The sequence below is a fragment of the Xanthomonas bonasiae genome (assembly GCF_017163705.1).
GTDB classification, from domain to species: Bacteria; Pseudomonadota; Gammaproteobacteria; order Xanthomonadales; family Xanthomonadaceae; genus Xanthomonas_A; species Xanthomonas_A bonasiae.
Window position 1 is genome coordinate 620537 of sequence record NZ_JAFIWB010000001.1, and the last position, 25083, is coordinate 645619.

The 25083-nt window shown below is 70.6% G+C and carries 20 protein-coding genes; 15 read left to right on the plus strand and 5 right to left on the minus strand.

Translation table 11 applies throughout. The features are described 5' to 3' along the window. The first annotated feature begins 85 nt into the window (after positions 1–85). The 3 genes from JR064_RS02565 to JR064_RS02575 all read left to right on the plus strand — a co-directional run bounded on the left by JR064_RS02565 (position 86) and on the right by JR064_RS02575 (position 2605). On the plus strand, positions 86–403 hold the full coding sequence (locus JR064_RS02565; protein ID WP_241092799.1) for a YXWGXW repeat-containing protein: 318 nt from the start codon (positions 86–88) through the stop codon (positions 401–403). A gap of 271 nt (positions 404–674) precedes the next feature. Then, positions 675–1229, plus strand: coding sequence for a hypothetical protein (locus JR064_RS02570; protein ID WP_206228691.1), 555 nt, complete (start codon positions 675–677; stop codon positions 1227–1229). 275 nt (positions 1230–1504) lie between these two features. Next, complete coding sequence (locus JR064_RS02575; RefSeq protein WP_179563706.1) at positions 1505–2605, plus strand: Glu/Leu/Phe/Val dehydrogenase; 1101 nt, start codon at positions 1505–1507, stop codon at positions 2603–2605. Positions 2606–3103: 498 nt separating this feature from the next. Here JR064_RS02575 and JR064_RS02580 read toward each other — a convergent pair whose 3' ends face one another. Beyond that, positions 3104–5944, minus strand: a complete 2841-nt coding sequence (locus tag JR064_RS02580) for an autotransporter serine protease (protein ID WP_206228692.1) — start codon at positions 5942–5944, stop codon at positions 3104–3106. 195 nt (positions 5945–6139) lie between these two features. Between JR064_RS02580 and JR064_RS02585 the strand changes: the two genes are divergently transcribed. From JR064_RS02585 to JR064_RS02620, 8 genes are all read left to right on the plus strand, one after another. Beyond that, positions 6140–7315, plus strand: coding sequence for a thiolase family protein (locus JR064_RS02585; RefSeq protein ID WP_179563704.1), 1176 nt, complete (start codon positions 6140–6142; stop codon positions 7313–7315). A gap of 123 nt (positions 7316–7438) precedes the next feature. Next, complete coding sequence (locus tag JR064_RS02590; RefSeq protein WP_179563703.1) at positions 7439–7780, plus strand: hypothetical protein; 342 nt, start codon at positions 7439–7441, stop codon at positions 7778–7780. 210 nt (positions 7781–7990) lie between these two features. After that, positions 7991–9679: a molecular chaperone HscC gene (locus JR064_RS02595; protein ID WP_179563702.1), complete on the plus strand. Its 1689-nt coding sequence runs from the start codon at positions 7991–7993 to the stop codon at positions 9677–9679. Next, positions 9676–11238 carry a J domain-containing protein gene (locus JR064_RS02600; protein ID WP_206228693.1) on the plus strand — a complete coding sequence of 521 codons (1563 nt, stop codon included), beginning with the start codon at positions 9676–9678 and terminating at the stop codon, positions 11236–11238. The genes JR064_RS02595 and JR064_RS02600 overlap by 4 nt, the downstream gene beginning before the upstream one ends. Before the next feature lie 90 nt (positions 11239–11328). Continuing rightward, entirely contained in the window at positions 11329–11688 is a 360-nt protein-coding gene (locus tag JR064_RS02605; RefSeq protein WP_179563700.1) for a hypothetical protein, read from the plus strand. 187 nt (positions 11689–11875) lie between these two features. Next, complete coding sequence (locus JR064_RS02610) at positions 11876–13585, plus strand: diguanylate cyclase (RefSeq protein WP_206228694.1); 1710 nt, start codon at positions 11876–11878, stop codon at positions 13583–13585. Positions 13586–13690: 105 nt separating this feature from the next. Beyond that, a complete protein-coding gene (locus JR064_RS02615) occupies positions 13691–14233 on the plus strand; it encodes a bactofilin family protein (protein ID WP_206228695.1) in 543 nt (180 codons plus the stop codon). After that, a complete protein-coding gene (locus JR064_RS02620; RefSeq protein WP_003479271.1) occupies positions 14230–14598 on the plus strand; it encodes a hypothetical protein in 369 nt (122 codons plus the stop codon). The genes JR064_RS02615 and JR064_RS02620 overlap by 4 nt, the downstream gene beginning before the upstream one ends. A gap of 319 nt (positions 14599–14917) precedes the next feature. Here the strand turns inward: JR064_RS02620 and JR064_RS02625 are convergent, their stop codons facing one another. Beyond that, entirely contained in the window at positions 14918–16558 is a 1641-nt protein-coding gene (locus JR064_RS02625) for an acyl-CoA dehydrogenase family protein (protein WP_206228696.1), read from the minus strand. Between the two features lie 112 nt (positions 16559–16670). Here JR064_RS02625 and JR064_RS02630 point away from each other — a divergent pair, with 112 nt between their 5' ends. Genes JR064_RS02630 through pdeM form a run of 4 tightly spaced genes read left to right on the plus strand, consistent with a single transcriptional unit; the run spans position 16671 to position 22441 of the window. Next, positions 16671–17675: a ligase-associated DNA damage response exonuclease gene (locus JR064_RS02630; RefSeq protein WP_191824820.1), complete on the plus strand. Its 1005-nt coding sequence runs from the start codon at positions 16671–16673 to the stop codon at positions 17673–17675. Next, on the plus strand, positions 17672–19264 hold the full coding sequence (locus JR064_RS02635; protein ID WP_206228697.1) for an ATP-dependent DNA ligase: 1593 nt from the start codon (positions 17672–17674) through the stop codon (positions 19262–19264). The genes JR064_RS02630 and JR064_RS02635 overlap by 4 nt, the downstream gene beginning before the upstream one ends. Continuing rightward, a complete protein-coding gene (locus tag JR064_RS02640; protein ID WP_206228698.1) occupies positions 19261–21801 on the plus strand; it encodes a ligase-associated DNA damage response DEXH box helicase in 2541 nt (846 codons plus the stop codon). The genes JR064_RS02635 and JR064_RS02640 overlap by 4 nt, the downstream gene beginning before the upstream one ends. Further along, positions 21791–22441 (plus strand): ligase-associated DNA damage response endonuclease PdeM, encoded by a 651-nt coding sequence (pdeM, locus tag JR064_RS02645; protein ID WP_206228699.1) that lies wholly within the window; start codon positions 21791–21793, stop codon positions 22439–22441. The genes JR064_RS02640 and pdeM overlap by 11 nt, the downstream gene beginning before the upstream one ends. A 176-nt stretch (positions 22442–22617) precedes the next feature. Here pdeM and JR064_RS02650 read toward each other — a convergent pair whose 3' ends face one another. From JR064_RS02650 to JR064_RS02660, 3 genes are all read right to left on the minus strand, one after another. Next, entirely contained in the window at positions 22618–23895 is a 1278-nt protein-coding gene (locus JR064_RS02650; protein WP_206228700.1) for an FAD-dependent oxidoreductase, read from the minus strand. A gap of 97 nt (positions 23896–23992) precedes the next feature. Further along, a complete protein-coding gene (gene cspE / locus JR064_RS02655) occupies positions 23993–24199 on the minus strand; it encodes a transcription antiterminator/RNA stability regulator CspE (protein ID WP_003488188.1) in 207 nt (68 codons plus the stop codon). Between the two features lie 89 nt (positions 24200–24288). Then, on the minus strand, positions 24289–25035 hold the full coding sequence (locus JR064_RS02660) for an S-methyl-5'-thioinosine phosphorylase (protein ID WP_218847965.1): 747 nt from the start codon (positions 25033–25035) through the stop codon (positions 24289–24291). Positions 25036–25083 lie beyond the last annotated feature (48 nt).

Below are 25083 nucleotides of genomic sequence, written 5' to 3' on the forward strand. Positions count from 1 at the left end.
TGCGGCAGCTCGGCGCGTCAACAGCGGCGGCGCCTGCCGCGTTTGCGTTGACGTCGGCACACCGCCGATGTCCCTGGAGAATCGCATGTCCCTTCGTCCTTTGTTGCTGGCCTCCCTGCTCGGCAGCGCGCTCGCCGGCGGCATGCTGGCCGCGCCCGCGCAGGCGCGCCCGGTGGTGGAACTGTCGGTGCAGACCGCGCCGCCGCCGCCGCGGTTCGAACGTGTGGTGGTGCGCCCGGGCTATGTCTGGGCGCCGGGCTACTGGCATTGGAACGGCCGCCGCCATGTCTGGGTCGCCGGCCGCTACGTGGTCGCACGCCCGGGCTATGTCTATGTCGGCCCACGCTGGGAGCATCGCGGCCCGGCCTACCGCTTCCACGACGGCTATTGGGTACATCGCTAGGCCACGGCGTGGCGGCGCGGCCATGTTCCCGCCGCCACGATGCTGCGCGGCGTCGTGACCGTCTTCATCGCGCTTTGCGATAGTGCGCGAACCACGGCACCCGCCGGTTCCCGAGAGAACGCATGTTCAGGCCTTCGCTGTCGCGTGCGTTCCTGCCGTTGTCGCCGGCCCCTGCCGTGCGTGGCGCCTGCGGGGTGCGCGATCCGTCGCGCACTGCAGGCCATCGCCTGCCCGGCCTGATTCGGCACTCGCTGCGTACCGGATCCTAGCGATGCCGTCGCGCGTCCCGCCAGGCACCTACGCGATCGCCATCACCGTGCTGGCGGTGGCGATCGCCAGCGTCGCCGCATGGCGCGAACGCCCCACCGACGCGGCCTCGCACCGTGGACTCGGCGATGCCATCGACGCCACGGCGAAGACGGTCGCGGCGCGCAAACGCACCGCCATGCCCGTCGCCAGCGCGCCGGCCGCGCCGAGCGCCACCCCGACCAGCGACGCACCCCGCTTCGACCAGCAAGGCCGGCTGCTGCCGGATCCGGCATTGCGGCACTACCTGGATCGCTATCTGACGGCCGTGGATGCACAGGCCGTGGCGACGCAGCGCCAGGACCTGGAGCGCGACCTGGCCGCGATGCCCGCCGCGCAGGCGGGTCAGATCCTTGCCTGGTTCGATCGCTACGCCGCCTATCTGCAGGCCGAAGCGGCAGGCGCGCGGCGCGGCGCCGACCCGCAGCAGCAGGCGCGGCAGGCGCGTGCACTGCGCGAACGCCTGCTCGGACCGCAAGCAGCCAGCGCGCTCTTTGCCGACGAGACCGCCACGCGCTGAACGGAACAGCGATCGGCGCCGTGAGCCAAAGGCACCCTCCGCACCGCGCCTGGACACCGTCCGAGCGTCGCAAACGGTACCGAGATGCCTATGCCGCACGGGTCTGCACGGAGCTGCCGGAGACTGCACGGCCCGCAGGGAATTGCTTTAAAATGCGCTCATCGCGACGATCAGGACCCGTTCCGGAACCCGTCGCGTTTTTCGTTTTGCGCACCCTCACTAGGCAAGTTCCTGGAACCAAGGTGTCCTACACCTGCAACGCCAGCGGAGCCCCCATGCTTTTCGAAACGCTAGCCACCACCGGCCACGAACAAGTCGTCTTCTGCCACAACCGCGACGTGGGCCTGCAGGCGATCATCGCCATCCACAACACCGTGCTCGGCCCCGCGCTGGGCGGCGTGCGCATGCGCCCCTATCCCAACACCGAGGCCGCGCTGCACGATGCGCTGCGGCTCAGCCGCACGATGACCTACAAGAACGCGCTGGCCGGGCTGAACATCGGCGGCGGCAAGGCGGTGATCATCGGCGATCCCAAGGCAGACAAGTCCGAGGCGCTGTTCCGCGCGTTCGGCCGCTACGTGGATTCGCTGGGCGGGCGCTACATCACCGCCGAGGACGTCGGCACCGACGTCAACGACATGGAACAGATCTACCTGGAGACCGAGTACGTCACCGGCGTGCACCAGGTGCACGGCGGCTCCGGCGATCCGGCCCCGTTCACCGCCTATGGCGCGCTGCAGGCGCTGATGGCGTCGCTGCAGCGCAAGCTCGGCCACGAGGAGATCGGCAAGGCCAGCATCGCCGTGCAGGGCCTTGGCCACATCGGCATGGAGCTGGTGAAGCTGCTGAAGGAGCGCGGCGCCAAGCTGTACGTCACCGACCTGGACCAGGCGCTGGTCGAGCGCGCGGTCGCCGAATACGGTGCAGAAGCGGTCAAGCCGGACGAGATCTACGACGTGGCCGCCGACGTGCTGGCGCCGTGCGCGCTGGAAAGCGCGATCGACGAGGCCACCCTGCCGCGGCTGAAGGCGAAGATCATCTGCGGCACCGCCAACAACCAGCTGGCCAACGCCGCAGTGGGCGAAGAACTGCACCGCCGCGGCATCCTCTATGCCCCGGACTATGCGGTCAACGCCGGCGGGGTGATGAACGTGTCGCTGGAGATCGACGGCTACAACCGCGAGCGCGCGATGCGCCTGATCCGCAGCCTGTACCACAACCTCGGCAAGATCTTCGACCTGTCCGAGCGCGACAACATCCCGCCGCAGCAGGCCGCCGATCGCATCGCCGAAGCGCGCATGCACGCCATCGGCAAGCTCAAGCTGCCGCTGGGCCGCACCGCCCCGCGCTCGATGGGACATCTGCGCGGCGAGTAGGCGAGCCGGCAGCAGGACCTCCCGACGCGCAGCGCGTCGGGACTGCAGTCCCTCCCACGAGAGCCGGCACGCCATCGGCAGGCAATATGACTTCCGTAGGAGCGGCTTCAGCCGCGACGAACGAAGCCCCGAACCTGCCGCAATCCATACGCATCGGGGCCGAAATCCCTCCGACCATAAGCCGGCACGGCATCGCCGGACCGGGCGCCCCTGTAGGAGCGACTTCAGTCGCGACAAAGCGAAGACTGGAAACCTGACGCCGCCCCGGCGCGTCGGGGACCGAAGCATCCTCCGCGAATCAAGCGCGACTGCCTCGACCGCACTGCATCGGCACCCCAGCCGACGATAAGCCGGCACCGCATCGCCGGACCGGGCGCCCCTGTAGGAGCGACTTCAGTCGCGACAAGCGCGAAGAGGGAAACCCGACGCCGCCTCGGCGCGTCGATGCCGAAGCTTCCTCTGCGAATCAAGCGCGGGCCATGCCAGGCCCGCACCGCATCAGAACCCCAACCGATACCGCAGCGACATCGCATGATCGTCGCCGCGCGGGCCGAAGCGCCGGTCGTAGCCGATGCCCAGCGCGCTGCTGCCCCAGCGCCGGTCCAGGCTCGCGCCGAACAGTCCGCCCGAACGCGCCGGCTGCAGATCCACCAGCGGCGCCCAGGCGTCCACGCCGACGAAACTGGCCTGGCGCTGCAAGCCTTGCGCGGCCAGAGTCTGCTGCCATTCGGCATAGCCCTGCAGCGACCAGCCGCGCCCGCCGTAGCCGGCACGCAGGCCGGCCAACGCCTGGCTGCGCGAAGAGGACGCGGCCGCGGCCATCAGCCCGAAGCCGTCGCCGCCCTGCTCGCGGAAGCCGTCGCTGTCGATGCGGCTGTAGTCGGCGCCGGCATACGGGGTCAGCGACGCCTTGCCGCGCCCGAAGCGGTAGCCGACTTCGACGCTGCTGGACAGGAAGCGTCCGGCGTAGCGGCTGGACGCATCGGCGACGCTGTCGCCGAGCAGCAGGCTGCGGTCGAGCTGGCGCCGGTACTGCCCGGTGCCCAGCTGCGCCAGCGCGTAGGCATTGCCGGCGACCGCGCCGAGATAGGCCTGGCCCTGCACCTGGCGGTCGCGGCTGTGGTCCAGGCCGCCGTCACCGCCGCCGTCGGCGCGGCTCTCGCCGAAAGCGAAACCGGCCACGCCGTGCTCGCCCAGGCGCAGGTCCTGGCCCATCATCCAGCCGTCGAGCTGGAACTGGCTGCCGGCGAAGCTGCCCTGCCCGGTCTCGCCCAGGCGCTGGCTCCACGCGCCGATCGCGCGCGGTTGCGCGACCAGGCTGTCGAAACGGCCGGACAGCGCGCGCCGCTGCAAGTCGATGCTGTCGAAGGTCATCGCGGTGGCCGCCGCATGCGCTTCGCCGGACAGGCTGCGCAGCGTCGCCGCCGCGGCGGCCGCGCTCGGCGATTGCTGCACCGCGCCGGCCGCCTTCAGCAGCGACGCATCGACCGTCGCCGGATCGCGGCCCAGTTGCGCATCCAGTTGCGCGAACGCCGCGTCCACGCGCGTGGCGGAGGCGAGCGTGGCGGCGGTGATGCTACCGAAACTCGCCGCCGCGGCGGTGACGCTCAGCGCCTGCACGGTGATCGAAGCGCTGGTGCTGTCGTAGGCGAGCGACGAGGTCAGGAACACGTTCGACGGCGTGGTCACCGAGGCGAACGTGCCGCTCAGTCCGCCGCTGGTCTCGAGCACCTTGTAGGCGGTGTTGTTGACCACGTAGTCGCGCTTGCCGAGCACGTACAGCGCGCCGCCCTGCAGCGTCGCGGTACCGGTCACCGAGAGCTTGTCGCCGACCAGCAAGGCCAGCCGGCCGTTGCTGTCCTGCACGTAGTTGCCGCTCAGGCTCAGCGCCGCGGCACCGACCTGGAAGGTGCCGGAATTGCTGACGTTGCCGCGCAGCGGCCCGGTGCCGATGAAGGTGGCGCCATTGCTGATCGCCACGTTGGAGCCGCCCAGGCTGGCCGCGCTGAGCGTGCCGGCCTGCACCTGGGTCGTGCCGCTGTAGCTGTTCTGGGTGCCGCTCAGGGTCAAGGTGCCGCTGCCCTGCTTGATCAGGCCGCCGCTGCCGGCGATGTCGTTGGCCCAGGTCGAGCTGCCGCTGAAGGACACGCTGACGTCGCCCCAGTCGAACCTGGCCGGCCCCAGCACCGCCTTGCCGACGTTGAGCAGGCCGTAGCCGAAGGTGGCGTCCACGCCGGGCGTGCCCAGGTCGGTGGCGGTGCCGAGCAGGGTCTGCCGCAGCAGATCGTTGCTGAAGTAGGGAAACGCCTGCCACACCAGCGCCGCGGCACCGGAGACCAATGGCGCAGCGAACGACGTGCCGCTGCCGTAGTAGTAGTCCGGGTTGGCGGTGGCGGTGGTCGCCTTGGGATCGACGAACACTTCCGTGCCCGGCGCCACCAGGCAGTAATGCATGGCCACGCCGCAGGCGTTGGAATACGACTCCAGCTTGCTGCCGGTGCTCGCGTCCACCGCGGCCACCACCAGCCAGCCGCGTTCCAGGTCCGCCGCAGGACGGCTGCCGCCGGGGCCGGGCTGGCTGGGCAGCGCGGCGACGTCCGACGGATCGGCCTTGGCTTCGTTGCCCGCGGCGAACACCACCAGCCCGCCATTGCTCAGCACGAACGGGCGATATTCGTCGGCGATGGCGTTGGTCGCGGTCGGGTCGGTCCAGTAGATGCCGCCCCAGGAATTGTTCATCACCTTGACCCCGGCGTTGATCAGGTCCTGGTGGACGGAGGCCAGGCCCAGCGCGCCGCTGGTCTGGTTGCCCTCGCCGCTGCCGTCGTCGTCGGGCGAGGTGTCGCTGATGATGCGCGCCGACACGATCTGCACGCCGGGCGCGATGCCGCCGGGCCACGCGCCCACCGCCTTGCCCGCGGCCAGCTGCGCGACCGTGGTGCCGTGGCCGTCGACATCGTCGACGTTGACGTTGTTCTTGGCCGGATCGACGTAGATCAGGTTGGACACCACGCGTCCGGCCAGCGCCGGGTGGTTGCGGTTCACGCCGGTGTCGACCACGCCGATGCGGTAGCCGCTGCCGTCGTAGCCGGCGTTGTGCGCGGCCAGCGTATTGGTCAGCGCCAGATGCGCGTCGAACGCCGGCTGCGGCGGTGGCGGCGAGGTCGGCGGCGAGGTGGGGGGAGAGGTCGGCGGCGGCGGTGGCGGCGGTGAGGTGGGCGGCGGCGAGGTCGGCGGCGGATCGCTGCGGGTCAGCCCGCCCCCGCCGCCACCGCCGCAGGAGGTCAACGCCACCGCCAGTGCGGTCGCCAGCAGCGACCGGGCCATCAACTTGCGCATGCTCTCTCTCCGAAGATAAGCGCGCCGGCCAAGTCGACCGGCAACACTGCGTTAGCGGCCGCAAACGGGCGACCTGAATCGACACGAATCTACACCGGAATTCCACCCCCGCCACCATCCCCGCCCGCGCACCGCGATTGGCAGGAGCGGCGCCGAGGCAGATAATCGGCGACTAATCTTTCGTAAGGGTTTGCCATGACCGAGATCGTCATCGCCGCGGCCAAGCGCACCGCCATCGGCGCCTTCCTGGGCCAGTTCAACGGCGTGCCCACGCCGGAACTCGGCGCCGCGGCCATCCGCGCCGCGCTGGAGCAGTCCGGCATCCCCGCCGCCGACGTGTCGGAGGTGATCATGGGCTGCGTGCTGCCGGCCAACCTCGGCCAGGCGCCGGCGCGCCAGGCCGCGCGCGCCGCCGGCGTGCCCGACGCCACCGGCGCCACCACGATCAACAAGGTCTGCGGTTCGGGCATGAAGGCGATCATGCTCGGCCACGACCTGATCAAGGCCGGCTCGGCCAGCATCGTCGTCGCCGGCGGCATGGAATCGATGAGCAACGCGCCGCACCTGCTGCCGAATTCGCGCACCGGCAACCGCTACGGCAACTTCCAGGCGGTCGATCACATGGCCTGGGACGGCCTGACCAACCCCGACGACGGCCAGGCCATGGGCGTGTTCGGCGAGGCCACCGCGGAGAAGTTCGGCTTCAGCCGCCAGGACCAGGACGCGTACGCGATCGAGTCGGTGACGCGCGCGCAGGCCGCGCAGCGCGATGGCGCCTTCGACGCGGAAATCGTGCCGGTGCGCGTGGCCACCCGCAAGGGCGAGGCGGTGTTCGCCAGCGACGAGCAGCCGGGCAAGTCCGACATCGCCAAGATCCCCACGCTGAAACCGGCGTTCAAGAAGGACGGCACGGTCACCGCCGCCAGTTCCTCCAGCATCTCCGATGGCGCCGCCGCCACGGTGCTGCTCAGCGCCGACGACGCGGCCCGCCGCGGCGTCGTGCCGCTGGCGCGGATCGTCGGCCACGCGACGTTCTCGCAGGCGCCGGAATGGTTCACCACCGCCCCGGTCGGCGCGATCAGGAAGCTGCTCGAGCAGGTCGGCTGGAGCCTGGACCAGGTCGACCTGTTCGAAATCAACGAAGCGTTTGCGGTGGTGCCGATGGTGCCGATCAAGGAACTGGGGCTGGACCCGGCCAAGGTCAACGTCAACGGCGGCGCCTGCGCGCTCGGCCATCCGATCGGCGCATCCGGCGCGCGGCTGGTGGTGACATTGCTAAACGCGTTGCGCACCCGCGGCGGACGCCGCGGAATCGCCACCCTGTGCATCGGTGGCGGCGAGGCGACAGCGGTCGCCATCGAATTGATTTGATTGGGATTAACCCTTAAAACACAAAAATGAATGCGCGTGCGCTTGACAGCCGACTTTGGCTTGTCATCATGTTGAGGGCGCGCAATAGCGCGTTGCCTAACTAAACGACGAGGATAGACACACATGAGCATCAACAAGCTGCTGATCGCAATGGCCCTGGGCCTGGCCCTGGCCGCATGCTCGAAGCAGGAGCAGGCGCAGGACGCCGCTGCTTCGGCTAACGAAGCCGCCACCGACGCGCAGGCTGCTGCCGACCAGGCTTCGGCCGCCGGTGCCGCCACCGCCGATTCCGCCCAGGCTGCTGCCGACACGGCCGCTACCGCTGCCAACACCGCTGCCGACGCTTCGGCCGCTGCCGCCGCTGCCCCGACCGATGCCGCTGCCGACAAGGCTGCCGACACCGCCAAGGCTGCTGACGACACCGCCGACAAGGCCAAGGACGCTGCCGAAGAAGCCAAGAAGTAATCACTTCTCGCTTCAGGCACGTCTGAAGAAGCCGCTGGTTCGCCAGCGGCTTTTTCTTTGCCTGCGATTTGCCCAAGCGCATGCGCGACACCGGCGCTGCACGCTGCGCCGGGCTTTCGGCCGACGCTATCATTGGCGAGCGCGAGCGCCTGGCCGGCGCCATCGGCGCCGCCACTTCCCGGCCGCATTTCTTTCGCAACGGACCTGCCAATGATCGTCGGTATCGACCTCGGCACCACCCATTCCCTGATCGGCGCCTACTTCGAGCAAGGCAGCCGTTTGTTTCCCAATGCGCTCGGCGAGGTGCTGACCCCGTCGGTGGTCAGCGTCGACGACAGCGGCATCCTGGTCGGCCAGGCCGCGCGCGAACGCCTGGTCAGCCACCCGCAGCGCAGCGTGGCGGCGTTCAAGCGCTGGATGGGCAGCGACCGCGAGACCGTGCTGGGCGAACATCGCTTCCGCCCGGAAGAACTGTCGGCGATGGTGCTGCGCTCGTTGCTGGCCGATGCCGAAGCCGCGCTCGGCGAAAAGGTGCGCGAAGCGGTCATCAGCGTGCCCGCGTATTTCTCCGATGCCCAGCGCAAGGCCACCCGCGCGGCCGGCGAACTGGCCGGCATCCGCATCGAGCGGCTGATCAACGAACCCACCGCGGCCGCCCTCGCCTACGGCCTGCAGGAACGCCAGGGCCATGGCCGCTTCCTGGTGCTGGACCTGGGCGGCGGCACCTTCGACGTGTCGATCCTGGAAATGTTCGAAGGCGTCATCGAGGTCCACGCCAGCGCCGGCGACAATTTCCTCGGCGGCGAGGATTTCCTGGAACTGCTGCTGCAGGCTTTCCTGGCCGACCATGCGCTCGCGCCGCAGGCGCTGAGCGTGCAGGAAAGCGGCCAGCTGCGGCGGCGGCTGGAAACGGCCAAACGCGCGCTGTCCAGCGGTCAGGAAGCGACCGTGCAGATCGGCGTGGCCGGCCAGGCCTTGCACTGGACGCTGCACGAGGAACGCTTCAACCGCCTGGCCGAGCCCCTGCTGCAGCGCATGCGCGCGCCGCTGGAACGGGCGATGCGCGATGCGCGGCTGCAGCCGGCGCAACTGGACGAGATCGTGCTGGTCGGCGGCGCGACGCGGATGCCGCTGGTCGCCAAGCTGGTCACGCGCATGTTCGGACGGCTGCCGATGCGCCACATCAATCCCGACCAGGCGGTGGCGCTGGGCGCGGCGGTGGCGGCCGGAATGAAGGCGCGCAATGCCGCGCTGGAGGAAGTGATCCTCACCGACGTGTGCCCGTATACGCTCGGCACCGAAGTCGCCTCGCGCGACGCGCACGGCCAGCTGCGCACCGGCCTGTTCCATCCGATCATCCAGCGCAACAGCACCGTGCCGATCAGCCGCGAGGACAGCTTCTACCCGGTCCACGACGAGCAGGAACACCTGGTGATCGACGTCTACCAGGGCGAGAGTCCGCTGGTGGCCAAGAACATCAAGCTCGGCGAACTGCGGGTGCCGCTGCCCAAACACCTGCCCAAGGCCGAGAAAGGCGTCACCACCCGCTTCACCTACGACAACAACGGCCTGCTGCAGGTGGAAGTGACCGAGCACCACAGCGGTCTCAAGCACGAACTGATCCTGGAGCAGAATCCCGGCCTGCTCGGCGCCGAGCAGATCCGCGAACGGCTGGCCGCGCTGCAGGCACTGAAGATCCATCCGCGCGAACAGCAGGACAACCTGAGCCTGCTCGCGCGCGCCGAACGCATGTACGAGGAATACCTGGACCTGCGCGAACAGATCCAGGCCTGGATCGTCGCCTTCCGCGGCGCGCTCGACACCCAGGACCTGCGCCTGATCGACGACCATCGGCAACGCCTCGGCGAGGCGCTGGACGCACTGGAGCGTCGCGCTTGAACTGGGCGTTGCGGTGGCTGCAACTGCCGCCCGATGCCGACGAAACCGCGATCAAGCGCAGCTACGCCAAGCGGCTGCGCCAGCATCGCCCGGATACCGACCCGGAAGGTTTCCAGCAACTGCACGCGGCCTACCAGGCCGCACTGGCCTGGGCGCGGGCGCGCAGCGACGAGGACGAGGACGTAGAGGACGACGACGCTCGCGCCGCTCCGGAGGCCGCGACCATTGCTGCCGGCCTTGGCGCCAGCAGTGGCGATGGCGCCGATCGTCGCGACGCGCAGCCGAAGCCGGCCGTTGCATCCGCCACGGACAACGATTTCCTCGATACCGAGCGGCTCCCCCCAGATACCGACGGCGACAACGCGCGCCTGCTGCAGCAACGCCCGACGCCGCCGACACCGCCGCCTGCGCAGATCGACGTAGCGCAACCTCCCCCGCTGCCCGCGCCCGATCCGGATGCGCTGTGCGACGAACTGCTCGCCCTGGCCACGCGCGCCGAGCCGCAGACGCTGCAGCACTGGCTGGAACGGCAGCCCACGCTATGGTCGCTGCGCGACAAGGCTCAAGTCGGCTGGCTGCTGTGCCATCGACTGCAGCAGCGAATGCCGCCGATCCAGCGCGACAATTTCGCGCTCCTGCTCGGCTTCTTCGGCCTGGACGACATCGCTGCCGGTAGCGCCGCGCAGACGCTGCCGATGCTGCAGGAGCGCTTGCACCTGGCCTGGGAAATGCAGCCGGGGAACGCCCACGCCCTTGCCCGGCGCGTGTATCCGGCCGGCGACAAACGCTATCGGGTCCCCGCGCTGATGCGCCAGTTGACGCGTCCGTTCGCGCTGCCGCAGGCGCTATGGACAGGCCTGATGCCGGGACGGCCGCGGGCATTGCGGCAATTGCTGCTGCGCCTGGACCAGGGCCGTCTCGACACCCTGCCGGCACCGCTGGATCGGCAGCAGATCGGCTTCTGGATGCGCGCCACCGACGCCGGCTACCTGACCCGCGCGCGGCTGCTGGTCGGCTTGGCGCGATGTGCCGCAGCCGCGCTGCTGCTGGCCATCGTCGTGGTCCTGGCCACTGCCGCCAGCGCCCTGTCGCCGGATCCGGTGCCGATGTCGTTCGCTTTGTCGCGCAGCGGCATGGCCGCCGTGACGATCGCCGCGCTGTGGGCAGCGTGGCTGGTGGTCGGCATGCTGCTGCGTTGGCAGAGCGAACCGGAGTCGGCGAATCGCTCGCCGGCGCCGCTGTGGCTGCGGCTGTTGTTCATTCCGTTGCTGGTCGGCATCGCCCTGGGCTTGATCTACGGCGCCGGACAGCGCATCCCCGGCAGCAGCGTCGCCATGCTTGCGCTGCTGCTGTCGATCGTACGGGTGTGGCGGCGACGCGGCCTGGAATATCGCCTGAGCGTGCGCAGCACCTGGTGGACGATCTTCGTGATCCCCAGCCTGTTCAAAGGTTTGCTGGCATTGCTCAATTCCGGCGAGATCGGTGCGGCGCTGGCGCTCGCCTTATGGTCGTGGGACCTGCTGCACCAGCGCCGGCTGCTGCGCTGGCGGCGTAGCTGAACGCGAGCCGGCGCCGTGCGCCGGCATTGACACCGGCTGCATGCGCGCCCGCCTAGGCTGCGCCGCATCACCCCGCAATGGAGAACGCGCATGAACAAGACCCCGATCGCGGCAATGGCCCTGCTGGGCGCCCTGGCGCTTGCCGCCTGCCAAGGCCCGGAAGCGCAGCAGGCGCAGCGCGACGCCAAGGTGGCGGCGGAGCAGACTGGCGAAGCGGCCAAGGAAGCCGCCGACCAGGCCGCGCAGACCGGCCACGAAATCGCCGCCGACGCCCGCGACGCGGCACACCGCGCCGCCAACTCCGAGGCGGTGCAGGATGCCTCGGCCGCTGCCAAGGAAGCCGCGGCCGACGCCAGCGAGGCCACCGCCAGCGCGGCGCAGAAGCTCGCCGACAAGGCGCGCGAGAACGCCAACGAAGATCCGCACAACGGCGACAAAGAGAAGCATTGACCGCCCCCGCCGCACTCGCGCCCTGCGCACGAGTGCGGCGGTCGCGTTGCGGCTCCGCGAACCGCGCAGCCCAGGCAAAACCGGCGTTGCTGCGCCGATGTCGCAATCCGGCCGCGCCGCGGCGTGACCTAGGGCACCTTTTGCACGCGAAGGTTCGGCCGATCCGGTCCCTGGTTACAATTCCCCCATGTCGACGTTCCAACGCGTGCGGATCAGAACCCGCCTAGCGCTTCTGTTCTCCGCCCTGGTCTTCGTCTCGATCGGGTTCGGGGTGTTTTCCGGCGCACAGCGTTCGATCTCCGATGCGGCGCGCGTGGCCCACACCCACCAGGTGCTGCGCAGCATCGACGAAGTGCAATCGACCCTGCTGCAGGCCGAAACCGCTGCGCGCGGCTACGAACTCACCGGCAACCAGGCCTACCTGAGCAACTATCGCGACAGCGCCGAACGCGTGCCGCGGCACCTGGCGCAACTGCGCGCACTGGTCGTCGACAATCCGGTACAGACCGCGAACCTGGACATCCTGCAGCGCCTCGTGCAGGCGCGGCTGACGCAGATGCGGCAGATGCTCGACCTCTACCAGCGCGATGGATTGGAGGCGCTGCAGCGCGCGATGGCGCCGAGCGTGTTCCAGGACTCCGGTGCGATCCGCGACCACGTGCAGCAGATGACCGAGCTGGAGCAACAGCTGCTGCAGAGCCGCGACCGTTCCAACCAGCGCAGTTCGGATCTGCTGCTGGCGCTGGCCCTGGCCGGCATTCCGTTCGGCCTGGGCAGCGTGGGCGTGGTCTATGCGCTGCTGTTCCGCGAATTGCGCAACCGCAGCAACGCCGAGCATGCCGCTTCGGTCGCCAACGACAAGCTGGCCGCCAGCATCCACGACCTGGAGCGCACCAGCGCCGACCTCAATGCGCTCAGCCGCTACACCGGCCTGCTGCAGAGCTGCGTGGACCCCAAGGAAGCGCTGGAGGTGACCGCGCGCATGCTCGCCGCGCTGATGCCCGACGCCGGCGGCAGCGTGTACCTGCTGCGTGCATCGCGGGATCGCGCCGAATCCATCGTCGCCTGGGGCGAGGCGCCGGTGCGCAGCGAACCGGCCGTGGCGCCCGAGGAATGCTGGGCGCTGCGCCGCGACAAGGCGCACTTCGTGCACGCGCTGCGCCACGACTCGGCATGCGCGCATCTGCTCGACGATCCGCAGGCGGTCGGCGCCAGCAGCGCCTGCATTCCGTTGTCCGCGCAGGGCACGCAGCTGGGCTTCGTGTTCCTGGCCGGTCCCGGCCCCGGGCCGCTGCCGCGCATCGCCATCGCCGAGGCCGCCGCCGAGCAGCTGTCGTTGGCGCTGAGCAACCTGCGCCTGCGCGAATCGCTGCGCCTGCAGTCGATCCGCGACCCGCTCACCGGCCTGTTCAACCGCCGCTACCTGGAGGAGTCGCTGAACCACGAACTGGCGCGCTGCGCACGCCGCTCGGTGCCGCTGTCGCTGCTGATGCTGGACGTGGACCACTTCAAGCACTTCAACGACCTGCATGGCCATGGCGGCGGCGACAGCCTGCTCGCCGCGGTCGGGCAGATGCTCGCCTCGCGGCTGCGCGGCGAGGACATCGCCTGCCGCTACGGCGGCGAGGAATTCACCGTGATCCTGCCGGAAACCGGCGCGGAGGCGGCGCTGGCGATCGCCGAGCAGATCCGCAGCGCCGCACAGCAGATGACCACCACCCTGGACGGCAAGGCGTTGCCCGGGGTCACGGTCTCGATCGGGCTGGCCAGCTATTCGCGCGACGGCGTGGTCGCCACCACCCTGCTGCGCAAGGCCGATGCGGCGCTGTACCGGGCCAAGCGCAGCGGCCGCAACCAGGTGCAGCAGTTCGATCCGGCGCTGGACGGGATGGGGTGATCGCCGCGATCGCCGCATGGGGAACGCACTTTAGCGATAGTTGTCACAAAACCTGCGCGATAGAGCGGCGATAGTCGGGTTTCCCCCGACTGGAGACGTCTGCGCATGTCCATCTGGAAAGATCAGGGTACCCCGCGCAAGGATGGCCTGCCGCTGCCCGGCGCCCCCGCCGGCACCGCAGTGCCCGAGCCGCGGCCGGCCACCGAATCGGCGGTCGGCGAGTCCGCGGTCAGCGTCGCCGCGGCCGCTCCCCTCCCCGTACGCGCCGCAGCGCCGGCGGCAAAGGAGTCGCTGATCGCTGCCGACATCACCATCGAAGGCAAGATCGAAGGCACCGGCCACATCCGCATCGCCGGCAAGTTCAAGGGCGACGTCAACGTGCAGGGCGACCTGACCATCGAGACCGGAGCCAAGCTCAGCGGCGGCGTGCGCGCCAACAAGGTGATCATCGCCGGCGAGCTGGAAGGCAACATCGAATCGGCCTCGCAGGTGGAGTTGCTGGCCTCCGGCGCGCTGATCGGCGACGTCAAGGCCGGCTCGCTGACCGTGGCCTCCGGCGCGCGGATGCGAGGCCAGGCCGATTTCGGCTGGGAAGACGACAAGGGCCGCAAGGGCGGCAAGCCGACGGAGCCCGACGCCGGCGCATGAGCACGCCGCGTCCCGGCACCCCGGGGGCGACCCGGACCTGCCCCCACTGCAAGGCGACGATCCTGGAGAGCGCCAGCGTCTGCCCGGCCTGCAAGCACCACCTGCGCTTCGACTCGGCGGTGCTGCAGCAATCGGCGCCAACCGCGACGGTGCCGCTGCGCGTGCAGGGCACCATCCAGCATCCCGCCGACGGCACCGCGTGGGAGTACACGGTGGTGGTGACGATCCGCAACGGCCGCGGCGAGGAGATCAAGCGCCAGCTGGTCGGCGTCGGCGCGATGCTGGACGGCGAGGAGCGCAGCTTCACCCTGTCGGTGGAGGCGACCCAGGCCAAGGGCGGCGGCAAGCGCGGGACGCGGCATTAGGCGTACTGGCTGGCCGGACCCTCATCCGCCGCTGCGGGGCACCTTCCCCCGAAAAGGGGGCCATGGTCCCGGTGGGAGAAGGGAACAGCCGCTAGCCCCTCTCCCATCGGGAGAGGGGTTGGGGTGAGGGTCCGGCGCGAAGCGACTCGCGGAGTTCGGGCGCACGGGGCTGCGCCCGCACCCTCATCCGCCCCTGCGGGGCACCTTCCCCCGAAAAGGGGGCCATGGTCCCGATGGGAGAAGGAACAGCCGACTAGCCCCTCTCCCATCGGGAGAGGGGTTGGGGTGAGGGTCCGGCGCCCGCTGCCTTGTCCACCCGTCAGGGCAACACCCGCGCCAACAGCTCGTCCACCGGCACATCCGCGTCCAGCGTCCCGAATGCCAGCCCGTGCGCGCCGGCCAGGCGACTGCGCACGAACGCATCGGCGGCAGGGCTGGCGCTGCGCAACAGCAGCGCAGCCTGCAACGCCAGCGCGATGCGTTCGCTGATGCGGCGCGCGGCGTATTCGTCCACCTCGCCATTGCCGGCCAGCGGCGCGCGCAACGCATCCAGCGCCTTGTCGTACTCCGGGCTCGCACCCGCCGCGGACTCCAACTCGGCAAGCAGCGCCGCCGCGCTGGCCGGCTCGCGCGCCAGCGCACGCAGCACGTCCAGGCACTGGATGTTGCCGCTACCTTCCCAGATCGAATTCAGCGGCGCCTGCCGGTACAGCCGCGGCAAAATCGATTCCTCGACATAACCCGCACCGCCAAGACATTCCTGCGCTTCGTTGACGAAGGCCGGCGCGCGCTTGCACAACCAGTACTTGCCCAGCGCGGTGGCGATGCGCGCGAACGCGGCTGCGGCCGGATCGCGTTCGGCCGCATCCACCGCGCGCGCCACGCGCATGGCGAACGCGGTGGCCGCCTCCGATTCGAGCGCCAGGTCGGCGAGCACGTTGCGCATCAGCGGCTGCTCGACCAGGCGCTTGCCGAACGCGACGCGATGCCGCGCGTGATGCAGCGCCTGTGCCAGCGCCATGCGCATCTGCGCGGCAGCGGCAAGCATGCAGTCCAGCCGGGTCAGCATCACCATGCCGATGATGCGCGCCACGCCGCGTCCTTCCGCGCCGATGCGCTGCGCCCAGGCGCCGGCGAATTCGACTTCGCTGGACGCGTTCGACCAGTCGCCGAGCTTGTCCTTCAACCGCATCAGCCGCAGCGCGTTGAGCCGGCCGTCGGGCAGGCGCCGCGGCAGCAGGAAGCAACTCAACCCACCCGGCGCCTGCGCCAGCACCAGAAAACCGTCGGACATCGGCGCGGAGAAGAACCACTTGTGCCCGACCAGCGCGTACGCGCCGTCGGCGCCCAGCGGCGTGGCGACCGTGGCGTTGCTGCGCACGTCCGAGCCGCCCTGCTTCTCGGTCATGCCCATGCCCAGCGTGATGCCGGCCTTGTCGGCGATCGGCACGTCGCGCGGGTCGTAGTGCGGCGCGGCGGCCTTGTGCGCCCAATCGCGCAGCGCCGGTTCCTGGCGCAGCACCGCGACCGCGGCATGAGTCATCGTCAACGGACAGCTGGTGCCGGCCTCGGCCTGGTGATGCAGGTAACTCAGCGCCGCCCGCGCCACGTGCGCGCCCGGCCGCGGCACGTGCCAGGACAGACCGGCCACGCCGTGGGTCTTGGCCGCCTCCAGCAGCTGGTGGTAGGCCGGATGGAATTCGACCGTGTCGATACGGTGGCCGTAGCGGTCGTGCGTGCGCAGCCGCGGGCGGTCGCGATTGGCGTCGAAGCCGAGCCGGTACAGGGTGTCGCCGGCCAGCGCGCCGTACTGCGCCAGCTGCGCGGCGAATGCCTCGCCGCCCTCGCGCGCGACCGCGGCGTGCAGCACCGCATCGTCGGCCCAAAGATCGCGCGGCTCGAACGGCGGCGGCTGGTTGTCGACCACGTGCGTGGCGAAGGCGGGCAGGTCCGGTTGCATCCATCTTCCTCCCAGAAGCGCGTCCCGCATTGTGGCCGATTCGCGCGCGCACGGTGAATCGCTCAGCCTGGATTCTCATCTCCTGCACACCGCGTTGGACACAGTGGCGGGCATGCCGAATCCCGCCTCCCAGGACCTGGTGGTGCTGCGCCCGGAAGGGCTGTACTGCCCCGCCGGCGACTTCCACATCGATCCCTGGCGGCCGGTGCCGCGCGCGGTCATCACCCATGGCCACGGCGACCACGCGCGCGCCGGCATGGGCGAATACCACTGCGCCGCCGCCGGCCTGCCGATCCTGCGCTGGCGCCTCGGCGACCAGGCCTACCGGGCCTACGACTACGGCGAACGCTTCGCGCTGGGCGCAGCAACGGTGTCGCTGCATCCGGCCGGGCACGTGCTCGGCTCGGCGCAGGTGCGCATCGACGTGGACGGCGAAGTGTGGGTGGCCTCGGGCGACTACAAACGCCAGCCCGACCCGACCTGCGCGGCGTTCGAGGTGGTGCGCTGCGACACCTTCATCACCGAGGCCACCTTCGGCCTGCCGGTGTACCGCTGGCCGGACACCGCCGCGGTGGCGCGCGAGATCGTCGCCTGGCGCCACGAATGCGCCGCGCGCGGCGAGGCCGCGGTGCTGTTCTGTTATGCGCTGGGCAAGGCGCAACGGGTGCTGGCCGAGCTGCAGCCGTGGGACGACCAGCCGGCATTGCTGCATGGCGCGGTCGCCGCCGGTGTGGCGGTGTACCGCGACGCCGGCATCGCGATGCTGGACACGCACCCGGTAGCCGACATGGACAAGCGCGCCGACTACGCCGGGCAGCTGGTGCTGGCGCCGCCGTCGGCCGCAGGCAGCCCGTGGCTGCGCCGCTTCCGCCATGCGCAGCTCGGCTTCGCCTCGGGCTGGATGCGGCTGCGCGGCAACCGTCGCCGGCGCAACTACGACCGCGGCTTCGTGGTCTCCGACCATGCCGATTGGCCGGACCTGCTGCGCACCATCGAGGAAACCGGCGCGCGACGGGTCATCGCCACCCACGGCAACACCGACGCCATCATCCGCGCCTTGAACGAACGCGGCGTCGCCGCCGAGGCGTTCCGCACCGACTACGGTGCCGAGGAATGAAGCGCTTCGCCGCGCTGTACCGGCAGCTGGACCAGAGCACCGCGACGCTGGACAAGCGCGCCGCGCTGGTCGCGTATTTCGAACAGGCGCCGCCGGCTGACGCGGCATGGGCGATCTGGCTGCTGAGCGGCGGCAAGCTGCGGCGCATCGCCAATACCCGCGAACTGCGCGAGTGGATCGCGCAGGAAAGCGGCCTGCCCGGCTGGCTGGTCGACGACAGCTACGACCACGTCGGCGACCTCGCCGAAACCCTGACCCTGTTGCTCGACGATCCGGCCGCAGCCTCCGATCCGGCGCCGCTGCGCGACTGGATCGAGGAACGCCTGCTGCCGGTCGCCGCGCAGGACGAGGCCGCGCGCCACGCCGCGGTGCTCGCCGGCTGGCGCAGCCTGGCGTTCGACGAACGCCTGCTGTTCAACAAGCTGCTCACCGGCGCGCTGCGCGTGGGCGTGTCGCAGCGGCTGGTGCAGCAGGCGCTGGCGGCGATGTCGGGGATCGACATCGCGCGCATCGCCCAGCGCATGCTCGGCGCGTGGTCGCCGACCCCGGCCGCGCTGGAAGACCTGTTGTCGCACGAGGTGCTGGCCAGCGACCGCCAGCAGCCCTATCCATTCTTCCTGGCCTCCCCGCTGGAAAACGACGTGGCCACGCTGGGCACGATCGACGACTGGCAACTGGAATGGAAGTGGGACGGCATCCGCCTGCAGTTGATCCGCCGCGCCGGCGAGACGGCGCTGTGGTCGCGCGGCGAGGAACGCCTGGACGGCCGCTTCCCCGAGATCGAGACCGCCGCGGCCACGCTGCCACGCGATGCGGTGATCGACGGCGAACTGCTGGGCTGGCGCGACGGCGACACCGCACCGTTGCCGTTCACCGCGCTGCAGACCCGCATCCAGCGCCGCAAGCCCGGCGCCAAGACGCTGGCCGACACGCCGGCGCGGGTGCTCGCCTACGACCTGCTGGAGCTGGACGGCATCGACCTGCGCGAGCAGCCGCTGGCGCAGCGCCGCGCGCAGCTGCAGGCCTTGCTCGCTGCGCACGCCGATCCGCGCATCGTGCTGTCGCCGCAGGTACAGGCCGCTTCGTGGGAAGACGCCGCAACGCTGCGCGAGGATTCGCGCGAGCGCGGCGTGGAAGGGCTGATGCTCAAGCGCGCCGCGTCGCCCTACCAATCCGGGCGCCGCCGCGGCGACTGGTGGAAGTGGAAGATCGAACCGCTGACCATCGACGCGGTGCTGCTGTACGCGCAGGCCGGTCACGGCCGCCGCAGCACGCTGTACACCGACTACACGTTCGGGTTGTGGGACGGCGAACAACTGGTGCCCGTGGCCAAGGCGTATTCGGGCCTGGACGACAGCGAGATCCTGGCCTTGGACCGCTGGATCCGCGCGCACACCACCGAGCGCTTCGGCCCGGTGCGCGCGGTGACGCCGTACCACGTGTTCGAACTCGGCTTCGAGGCGGTGAACAAGAGCAGCCGGCACAAGTCCGGCATCGCGGTGCGGTTCCCGCGCATCCTGCGCTGGCGCCACGACAAGCCGTTCGCCGAAGCCGACCGGCTGGCCACGCTGCAGGCGCTGGCGCGATGACCGCGGCGCAGGCGCGCAAGCGCCCGGCCGATGTGCCGCTGTACGCATGGTTCGCCGCGCAAGGCTGGCAACCGCTGCCATTCCAGCGCGCACTTTGGCGGCACTACCTGGACGGCGGCTCGGGCCTGCTGCACACGCCCACCGGCAGCGGCAAGACGCTGGCCGCGTTCGGCGGCCCGCTGCTGGAAGGCCTGCGCGAACAGGCCGCGCTGCAGACGGCGGCAGACAAGCGGCCACGCCGCGCCAAGGCAGCCGCTGCCGACAAGACCGCATCGGCATCGAGGTCGCGCAGGCAGGCGCAGCGCGACCTGAAAGTGCTGTGGATCACCCCGCTGCGCGCGCTCGCCGCCGACACCTTGCGCGCGTTGCGCGAACCGGCGGAAGCGCTGGGCCTGGACTGGCAGATCGGCCTGCGCACCGGCGATGCCAGCGCGCGCGACAAGCGCCTGGCGCGCAGCGGCAAGCTCGACGTGCTGGTGACCACGCCCGAATCGCTGGCGCTGCTGCTGTCCTATCCGGACACCGCGCCGCAGCTGGCGACGCTGCGCTGCGTGATCGTCGACGAATGGCACGAGCTGCTCGGCAACAAGCGCGGCGTGCTGCTGCAGCTGTGCCTGGCGCGGCTGCGCGCGTGGGCGCCGGCGCTGCGTACCTGGGGGCTGTCGGCCACGCTCGGCAACCTCGACGAAGCCCGCGACGTGCTGCTCCCGCATGTGGCGGATGCGCCGATCGTGGCCGGGGTCAAGCCGCGCACACTGACCCTGGAAACGCTGACCCCGGCCAGCGGCGAGCGCTTCCCCTGGGCCGGCCACCTGGGCCTGGCGCAGTTGCCGCGGGTGCTGGAAAAACTGTTCGCGGTGCGCACCAGCCTGCTGTTCACCAACACCCGCGCGCAGGCCGAACTGTGGCACCAGGCGCTGGAATCGGTATGGCCCGAGGACGCGCAGAGCCTGGCCCTGCACCACGGCTCGCTGGACCCGGCGCTGCGCCGCGCCGCCGAGCAAGGCCTGCGCGACGGCAGCCTGCGCTGCGTGGTCGCGACCTCGAGCCTGGACCTGGGCGTGGATTTTCCCGCGGTCGACCAGGTGCTGCAGATCGGCAGTCCGAAGGGCGTGGCGCGGCTGCTGCAGCGCGCCGGCCGCGCCAAGCACCGCCCCGGCGAGGCCGGCCACGTGCTGTGCGTGCCCTCGCATGCGCTGGAGCTGGTCGAGTACGCCGCCGCGCGCCGCGCCATCGCCCACGGCCGCATCGAATCGCGCCCGTCCCCGCGGCTGTCGCTGGACGTGCTGGCGCAGCATTGCGTGACCTGCGCGCTGGGCGGCGGCTTCCGCGCCGACGCGCTGTTCGCCGAAGTCCGCGGCAGCGCCGCGTTCGCCGCGCTCGATGCGCCGACCTGGGCCGCGGTGCTGGATTTCGTCGTGCAGGGCGGCCGCGCGCTGGCGCAGTACCCGGACTACCGCAAGGTCGTTCTGGACGAGGACGGCGTGTACCGCGTGCACGACCGCCGCATCGCGCTGCGCCACCGGCTGTCGATCGGCACCATCACCAGCGACGGCAGCGTCGCGGTGCGTTTCCTGCGCGGCGGCCGGCTCGGCGCGGTGGAAGAGCAGTTCGTCGGCCGCCTGCGCCGCGGCGACCGCTTCCAGTTTGCCGGGCGCCTGCTGGAACTGGTGCGGCTGGAAGACATGACCGCCTACGTGCGCCTGGCCAAGGGCGGCGACGGCAGCGTGCCGAAATGGATGGGCGGGCGCATGCCGCTGTCCTCGGCGCTGGCGCATGAAGTGGAAGCCGTCTTCGCCGAGCCGCGCGGCGAGGAGGAACTGCGCGCATTGGTGCCGCTGCTCGGCCTGCAGCGCGCGCTGTCGGCGCTGCCGTCGCCGCAGCGGCTGCTGGTGGAAAGCGTGCGCGCCCGCGACGGCCGCCACGTGTTCGTCTACCCGTTCGCCGGGCGTCAGGTGCACGAAGGCCTGGCCGCGCTGCTGGCGCTGCGCTGGGGCCGGCGCCAGCGCAACACTTTCAGCTTCGCCGCCAACGACTACGGGCTGGTGCTGTCGCCGGCGCAGGAAGTGGCCACCGACGCAGCCCTGCTGCGCGAACTGCTCAGCCCCGACCGCCTGTTCGAGGACCTGCGCGAAAGCCTCAACCTGGGCGAACTGGCGCGGCGCCAGTTCCGCGAGATCGCGCGCGTGTCCGGCCTGCTGCCGCCGAGCCTGCCCGGCGGCACGCCGCGCAGCCTGCGCCAGCTGCAGGCCTCCAGCGGCCTGCTGTACGACGTGCTGAGCCGCTTCGATCCCGGGCATCTGCTGCTGGCGCAGGCCGAACGCGAAGTGCTGCAGGGCGAGATGGAACTGACCCGGCTCGCCGCCACCCTGCACGACTGCGCCGCGCGCGAACTGGCCGTGTACACGCCGCGCAGCCTGACGCCACTGTCGTTTCCGCTGTGGGCCGAGAGCATCCGCGGCCAGCTCAGCACCGAGGACTGGAAGGCGCGGGTGACGCGCGCGGCCGCGCAGCTGGAACAACGCCATGCGCGCTGAACTGGACTGGCGCCTGGCGGACGAGCCGATGATCCTGCTCGGCGAACGCGCGCTGTACTGGCCGGCGCGCCGGCGGCTGCTGATCGCCGACCTGCACCTGGGCAAGGCCGACGTGTTCCGCCGCGCCGGCATCGGCCTGCCCAGTGGCGGCACCGCGCTCGACCTGCAACGCCTCGCTGCGCTGGTGCAGGTGCAGGCGGTGCAGGACCTGTGGATCCTCGGCGACGTGCTGCACGGCGCCGCGCCCGCGGCCGCCTGGCAACACGACTGGCACGCCTGGCGCGCCGCGCATCCGCAGCTGCGCGTGGCCGCGATCGCCGGCAACCACGACCGCGCGCTGGCCGGCGCCGGATTGGACATCGCGCTGCTCGGCGAACAGGTCGAGGACGGCCCGTTCGCGCTGCGCCACGATCCGGCGCCGCACGCGCAGCTGCACGTGCTGTGCGGGCACCTGCATCCGCTGGCGAAGCTGCCCGGCATGCGCCAACGCTGGCCAGCCTTCTGGCTGCGCGAACGGATGACCGTGCTGCCCGCGTTCTCGCAGTTCACCGCCGGCGTGGCGCCGGTGCTGGATGCGGGCGAACGCCTGGTCGCCTGCGTCGAAGGCGCGACGCTGGCGTTGCCGGCGGCAATGAAATAGCGCGGCCCCCGGATACGCCGATCGCCCCCTGTGGGAGGGACTTCAGTCCCGACGCGTTATCGGTAGCGCGTCGGGACTGAAGTCCCTCCCACAAAAAAGCGCTGGCGCCGCGGCATCGCAACAGGCCGGCCGATCGCAGAAACGACGTCGTTCGCCACCTGCACGAACGCACTGGCTCACTGCACCTGTTCGCCCTGCGCCTGCGCCGCCGCAATCCGTGGCACTGCCGCCGTCTCCGCCAGCGCCTGCAAAAATCCAGGTTCCAGCGGCAGCTTGCCGAACCAGCCGTGCTGGGTGCCACTGAGCACGCGCAGCATGTGTCCGCGCCCGCCGGGCATACGCCCGGCCGGGAGCATGCCGAGGTCGCGCACGCGCGCCACCAGGTCGCGTTCGGACTGGAACAGCGGGGTCAGCCAGCGGCTCCAGAACTGGTACACCGCCACGTGCGCATGGCGCTGCGCCTGGTAGCGCGCCAGCGCCGCGTCCAGGTCCGGCGCTTCGCGCAGGGCTTCGCTCAACACCCACGCATCCATCAGCGCCATGTTGACGCCCTGCCCCAGCTGCGGGCTCATCGAATGCGCCGCGTCGCCGGCCAGCACCAGGCGGCCGCGGTACCAGCGCTGCTGCACCGCATCGCGATAACTGGCCCGCGCCAGCTGCGCCGGTGCGCACACCTGCGCCAGGCGCTCGCGCGCCTGCGGCCACAGCTGCGCGACCTCGTCCAGCCACGCGTCCATGCCGCGCGCCTGCCAGGCGTCGAAATCGGCGGTGGGCAGGCTCCAGAAGAAACTCATGCGCGGCTCGGGATCGTCCGGCCGGGTACCGACCGGCAGCAGCCCGATCATCTTCCGCGCGGCCACGTAGCGCTGGCGCAGTTCGTCGGCGAAGGCCCAGTCGCCGCGCGGCAGCAGGCACCACAGCGCGCCCCACGGATAGACCCGGTCCAGGCGCGTGCCCTGCACCTGCGCGCGCAACGCCGAGGCCGAACCGTCGCTGGCGATCACCAGGTCGAACGGACCATGCCAGCGCCCGTGCTGGTCCTGCACCCGGCGCAGGCCGTCGTCGATGGCGACGATGCGCGTGTCGCGCTGCAGCTCGGCATAACCATCCCATGCCTGCGCCAGCAGCGAGAACAGCGCGCCGCGCTGCATGCCCAGCCCGAACAGGCGCGTGTCCAGGTCGCGGTAGCGCATGTCCATCACCGCGCGGCCGCACGGCGTCTCGCCGTACAGGCGGCGCACCGGCGCGCCATGCGCCAGCGCCTGCTCGAGCAGGCCGATCCGCCACAGCACCTGCAGCCCGGTCGGCTGCAGCAGGAACCCGGCGCCGACCGGACCCGGCTGCGGCGCGCGCTCGAACACCTGCACCCGATGGCCGTCGCGCGCCAGCAGCAGCGCCAGGGCCTGGCCCGCCGTGCCGTAGCCGACGATGCCGATCTGCATCCGTTGCTTCATCGCATCCACTGATTGCGGGCGACACCGCAGCGGTATCGCCATCCATAAAAAACCCCGCCGAAGCGGGGCTCAAAAACAGCTCAGCCGAGCAAGCGATTTACTCGACAGGCGTAATATTGGAGGCCTGCGCGCCCTTCGGACCCTGGGTCACGTCATAGCTGACACGCTGTCCTTCCTGCAGGCTGCGGAAGCCCTTGGAATTGATCGCGGAGAAGTGCGCGAATACATCGGCGCTGCCGTCTTCCGGTGAAATAAAGCCAAATCCCTTGGCGTCGTTGAACCACTTGACGGTACCGTTCGGCATGGTGATGCGAGACCTTGTGCAATGAATGGGTGGTGGTTGTGCGGCAGCCCGCACCGGCGGAGTATGCAAAGCTTGGGCAACGAAGACAATCACCCGCGCGCCAGTTCGCCGATCAGCTCCGGCAACCCCGCCGACGCCGCCTCCACATTCGCCAGCACCTCGGCCAGGGTGATTTCCTGCGCGTCGCCGCAGCCCGCGGCCCAGTTCGCCACGATCGCCAGACACACGTATTCCAGGCCCAATTCGCGCGCCAGGCCCGCTTCCGGCATGCCGGTCATGCCGACCAGGTCGCAGCCGTCGCGGCGCAGCCGGGCGATCTCTGCAATCGTTTCCAGTCGCGGTCCCTGGGTCGCGCCGTAGCAGCCGCCATCGACCACCTCGGCACCGGTCACGCGCGCGGCGGCCAGCACCTTGCTGCGCAGCATCGGCGAATACGGATGGCCGAAATCCACGTGCAGCACCTCGCTGCCCGGCTCCTCGCTGAGCGTGGAGACGCGGCCCCAGGTGTAGTCGATCAACTGGTCCGGGCAGGCCAGCACGCGCGGGCCGAAGCGCTCGCCGATGCCGCCGACGGTGTTGAGCGCGAGCACCCGCGTGGCGCCGACTTGCTGCAGTGCCGCAAGGTTTGCGCGGTAGTTGATCTTGTGCGGCGGCAGCGAATGGCCCTCGCCGTGCCGGGCCAGGAACGCGACCCGGTGACCGAGCAGCGTGCCGATGCGCACCGGGCCGGACGGACTGCCGTAGCGGGTGTCGACCTGGCGGGTCTCCACGTCGTCCAGTTGTGCGAGTTTGTAGACGCCGGTGCCGCCGATCACGGCCAGTGCGATGTTGTCCATGCGGATCCTCGAATCAGAACGTGCGCGAACGCCGGCCGCGACGGCCGG

Excerpts from the sequence above, each read along its gene's own strand:
- JR064_RS02565 (WP_241092799.1), top strand. The coding sequence starts at position 86 with ATGTCCCTTCGTCCTTTGTTGCTGGCCTCCCTGCTCGGCAGCGCGCTC.
- JR064_RS02570 (WP_206228691.1), top strand. The coding sequence starts at position 675 with ATGCCGTCGCGCGTCCCGCCAGGCACCTACGCGATCGCCATCACCGTG.
- JR064_RS02575 (WP_179563706.1), top strand. The coding sequence starts at position 1,505 with ATGCTTTTCGAAACGCTAGCCACCACCGGCCACGAACAAGTCGTCTTC.
- JR064_RS02580 (WP_206228692.1), bottom strand. The coding sequence starts at position 5,944 with ATGCGCAAGTTGATGGCCCGGTCGCTGCTGGCGACCGCACTGGCGGTG.
- JR064_RS02585 (WP_179563704.1), top strand. The coding sequence starts at position 6,140 with ATGACCGAGATCGTCATCGCCGCGGCCAAGCGCACCGCCATCGGCGCC.
- JR064_RS02590 (WP_179563703.1), top strand. The coding sequence starts at position 7,439 with ATGAGCATCAACAAGCTGCTGATCGCAATGGCCCTGGGCCTGGCCCTG.
- JR064_RS02595 (WP_179563702.1), top strand. The coding sequence starts at position 7,991 with ATGATCGTCGGTATCGACCTCGGCACCACCCATTCCCTGATCGGCGCC.
- JR064_RS02605 (WP_179563700.1), top strand. The coding sequence starts at position 11,329 with ATGAACAAGACCCCGATCGCGGCAATGGCCCTGCTGGGCGCCCTGGCG.
- JR064_RS02610 (WP_206228694.1), top strand. The coding sequence starts at position 11,876 with ATGTCGACGTTCCAACGCGTGCGGATCAGAACCCGCCTAGCGCTTCTG.
- JR064_RS02615 (WP_206228695.1), top strand. The coding sequence starts at position 13,691 with ATGTCCATCTGGAAAGATCAGGGTACCCCGCGCAAGGATGGCCTGCCG.
- JR064_RS02620 (WP_003479271.1), top strand. The coding sequence starts at position 14,230 with ATGAGCACGCCGCGTCCCGGCACCCCGGGGGCGACCCGGACCTGCCCC.
- JR064_RS02625 (WP_206228696.1), bottom strand. The coding sequence starts at position 16,558 with ATGCAACCGGACCTGCCCGCCTTCGCCACGCACGTGGTCGACAACCAG.
- JR064_RS02630 (WP_191824820.1), top strand. The coding sequence starts at position 16,671 with ATGCCGAATCCCGCCTCCCAGGACCTGGTGGTGCTGCGCCCGGAAGGG.
- JR064_RS02635 (WP_206228697.1), top strand. The coding sequence starts at position 17,672 with ATGAAGCGCTTCGCCGCGCTGTACCGGCAGCTGGACCAGAGCACCGCG.
- JR064_RS02640 (WP_206228698.1), top strand. The coding sequence starts at position 19,261 with ATGACCGCGGCGCAGGCGCGCAAGCGCCCGGCCGATGTGCCGCTGTAC.
- pdeM (WP_206228699.1), top strand. The coding sequence starts at position 21,791 with ATGCGCGCTGAACTGGACTGGCGCCTGGCGGACGAGCCGATGATCCTG.
- JR064_RS02650 (WP_206228700.1), bottom strand. The coding sequence starts at position 23,895 with ATGAAGCAACGGATGCAGATCGGCATCGTCGGCTACGGCACGGCGGGC.
- cspE (WP_003488188.1), bottom strand. The coding sequence starts at position 24,199 with ATGCCGAACGGTACCGTCAAGTGGTTCAACGACGCCAAGGGATTTGGC.
- JR064_RS02660 (WP_218847965.1), bottom strand. The coding sequence starts at position 25,035 with ATGGACAACATCGCACTGGCCGTGATCGGCGGCACCGGCGTCTACAAA.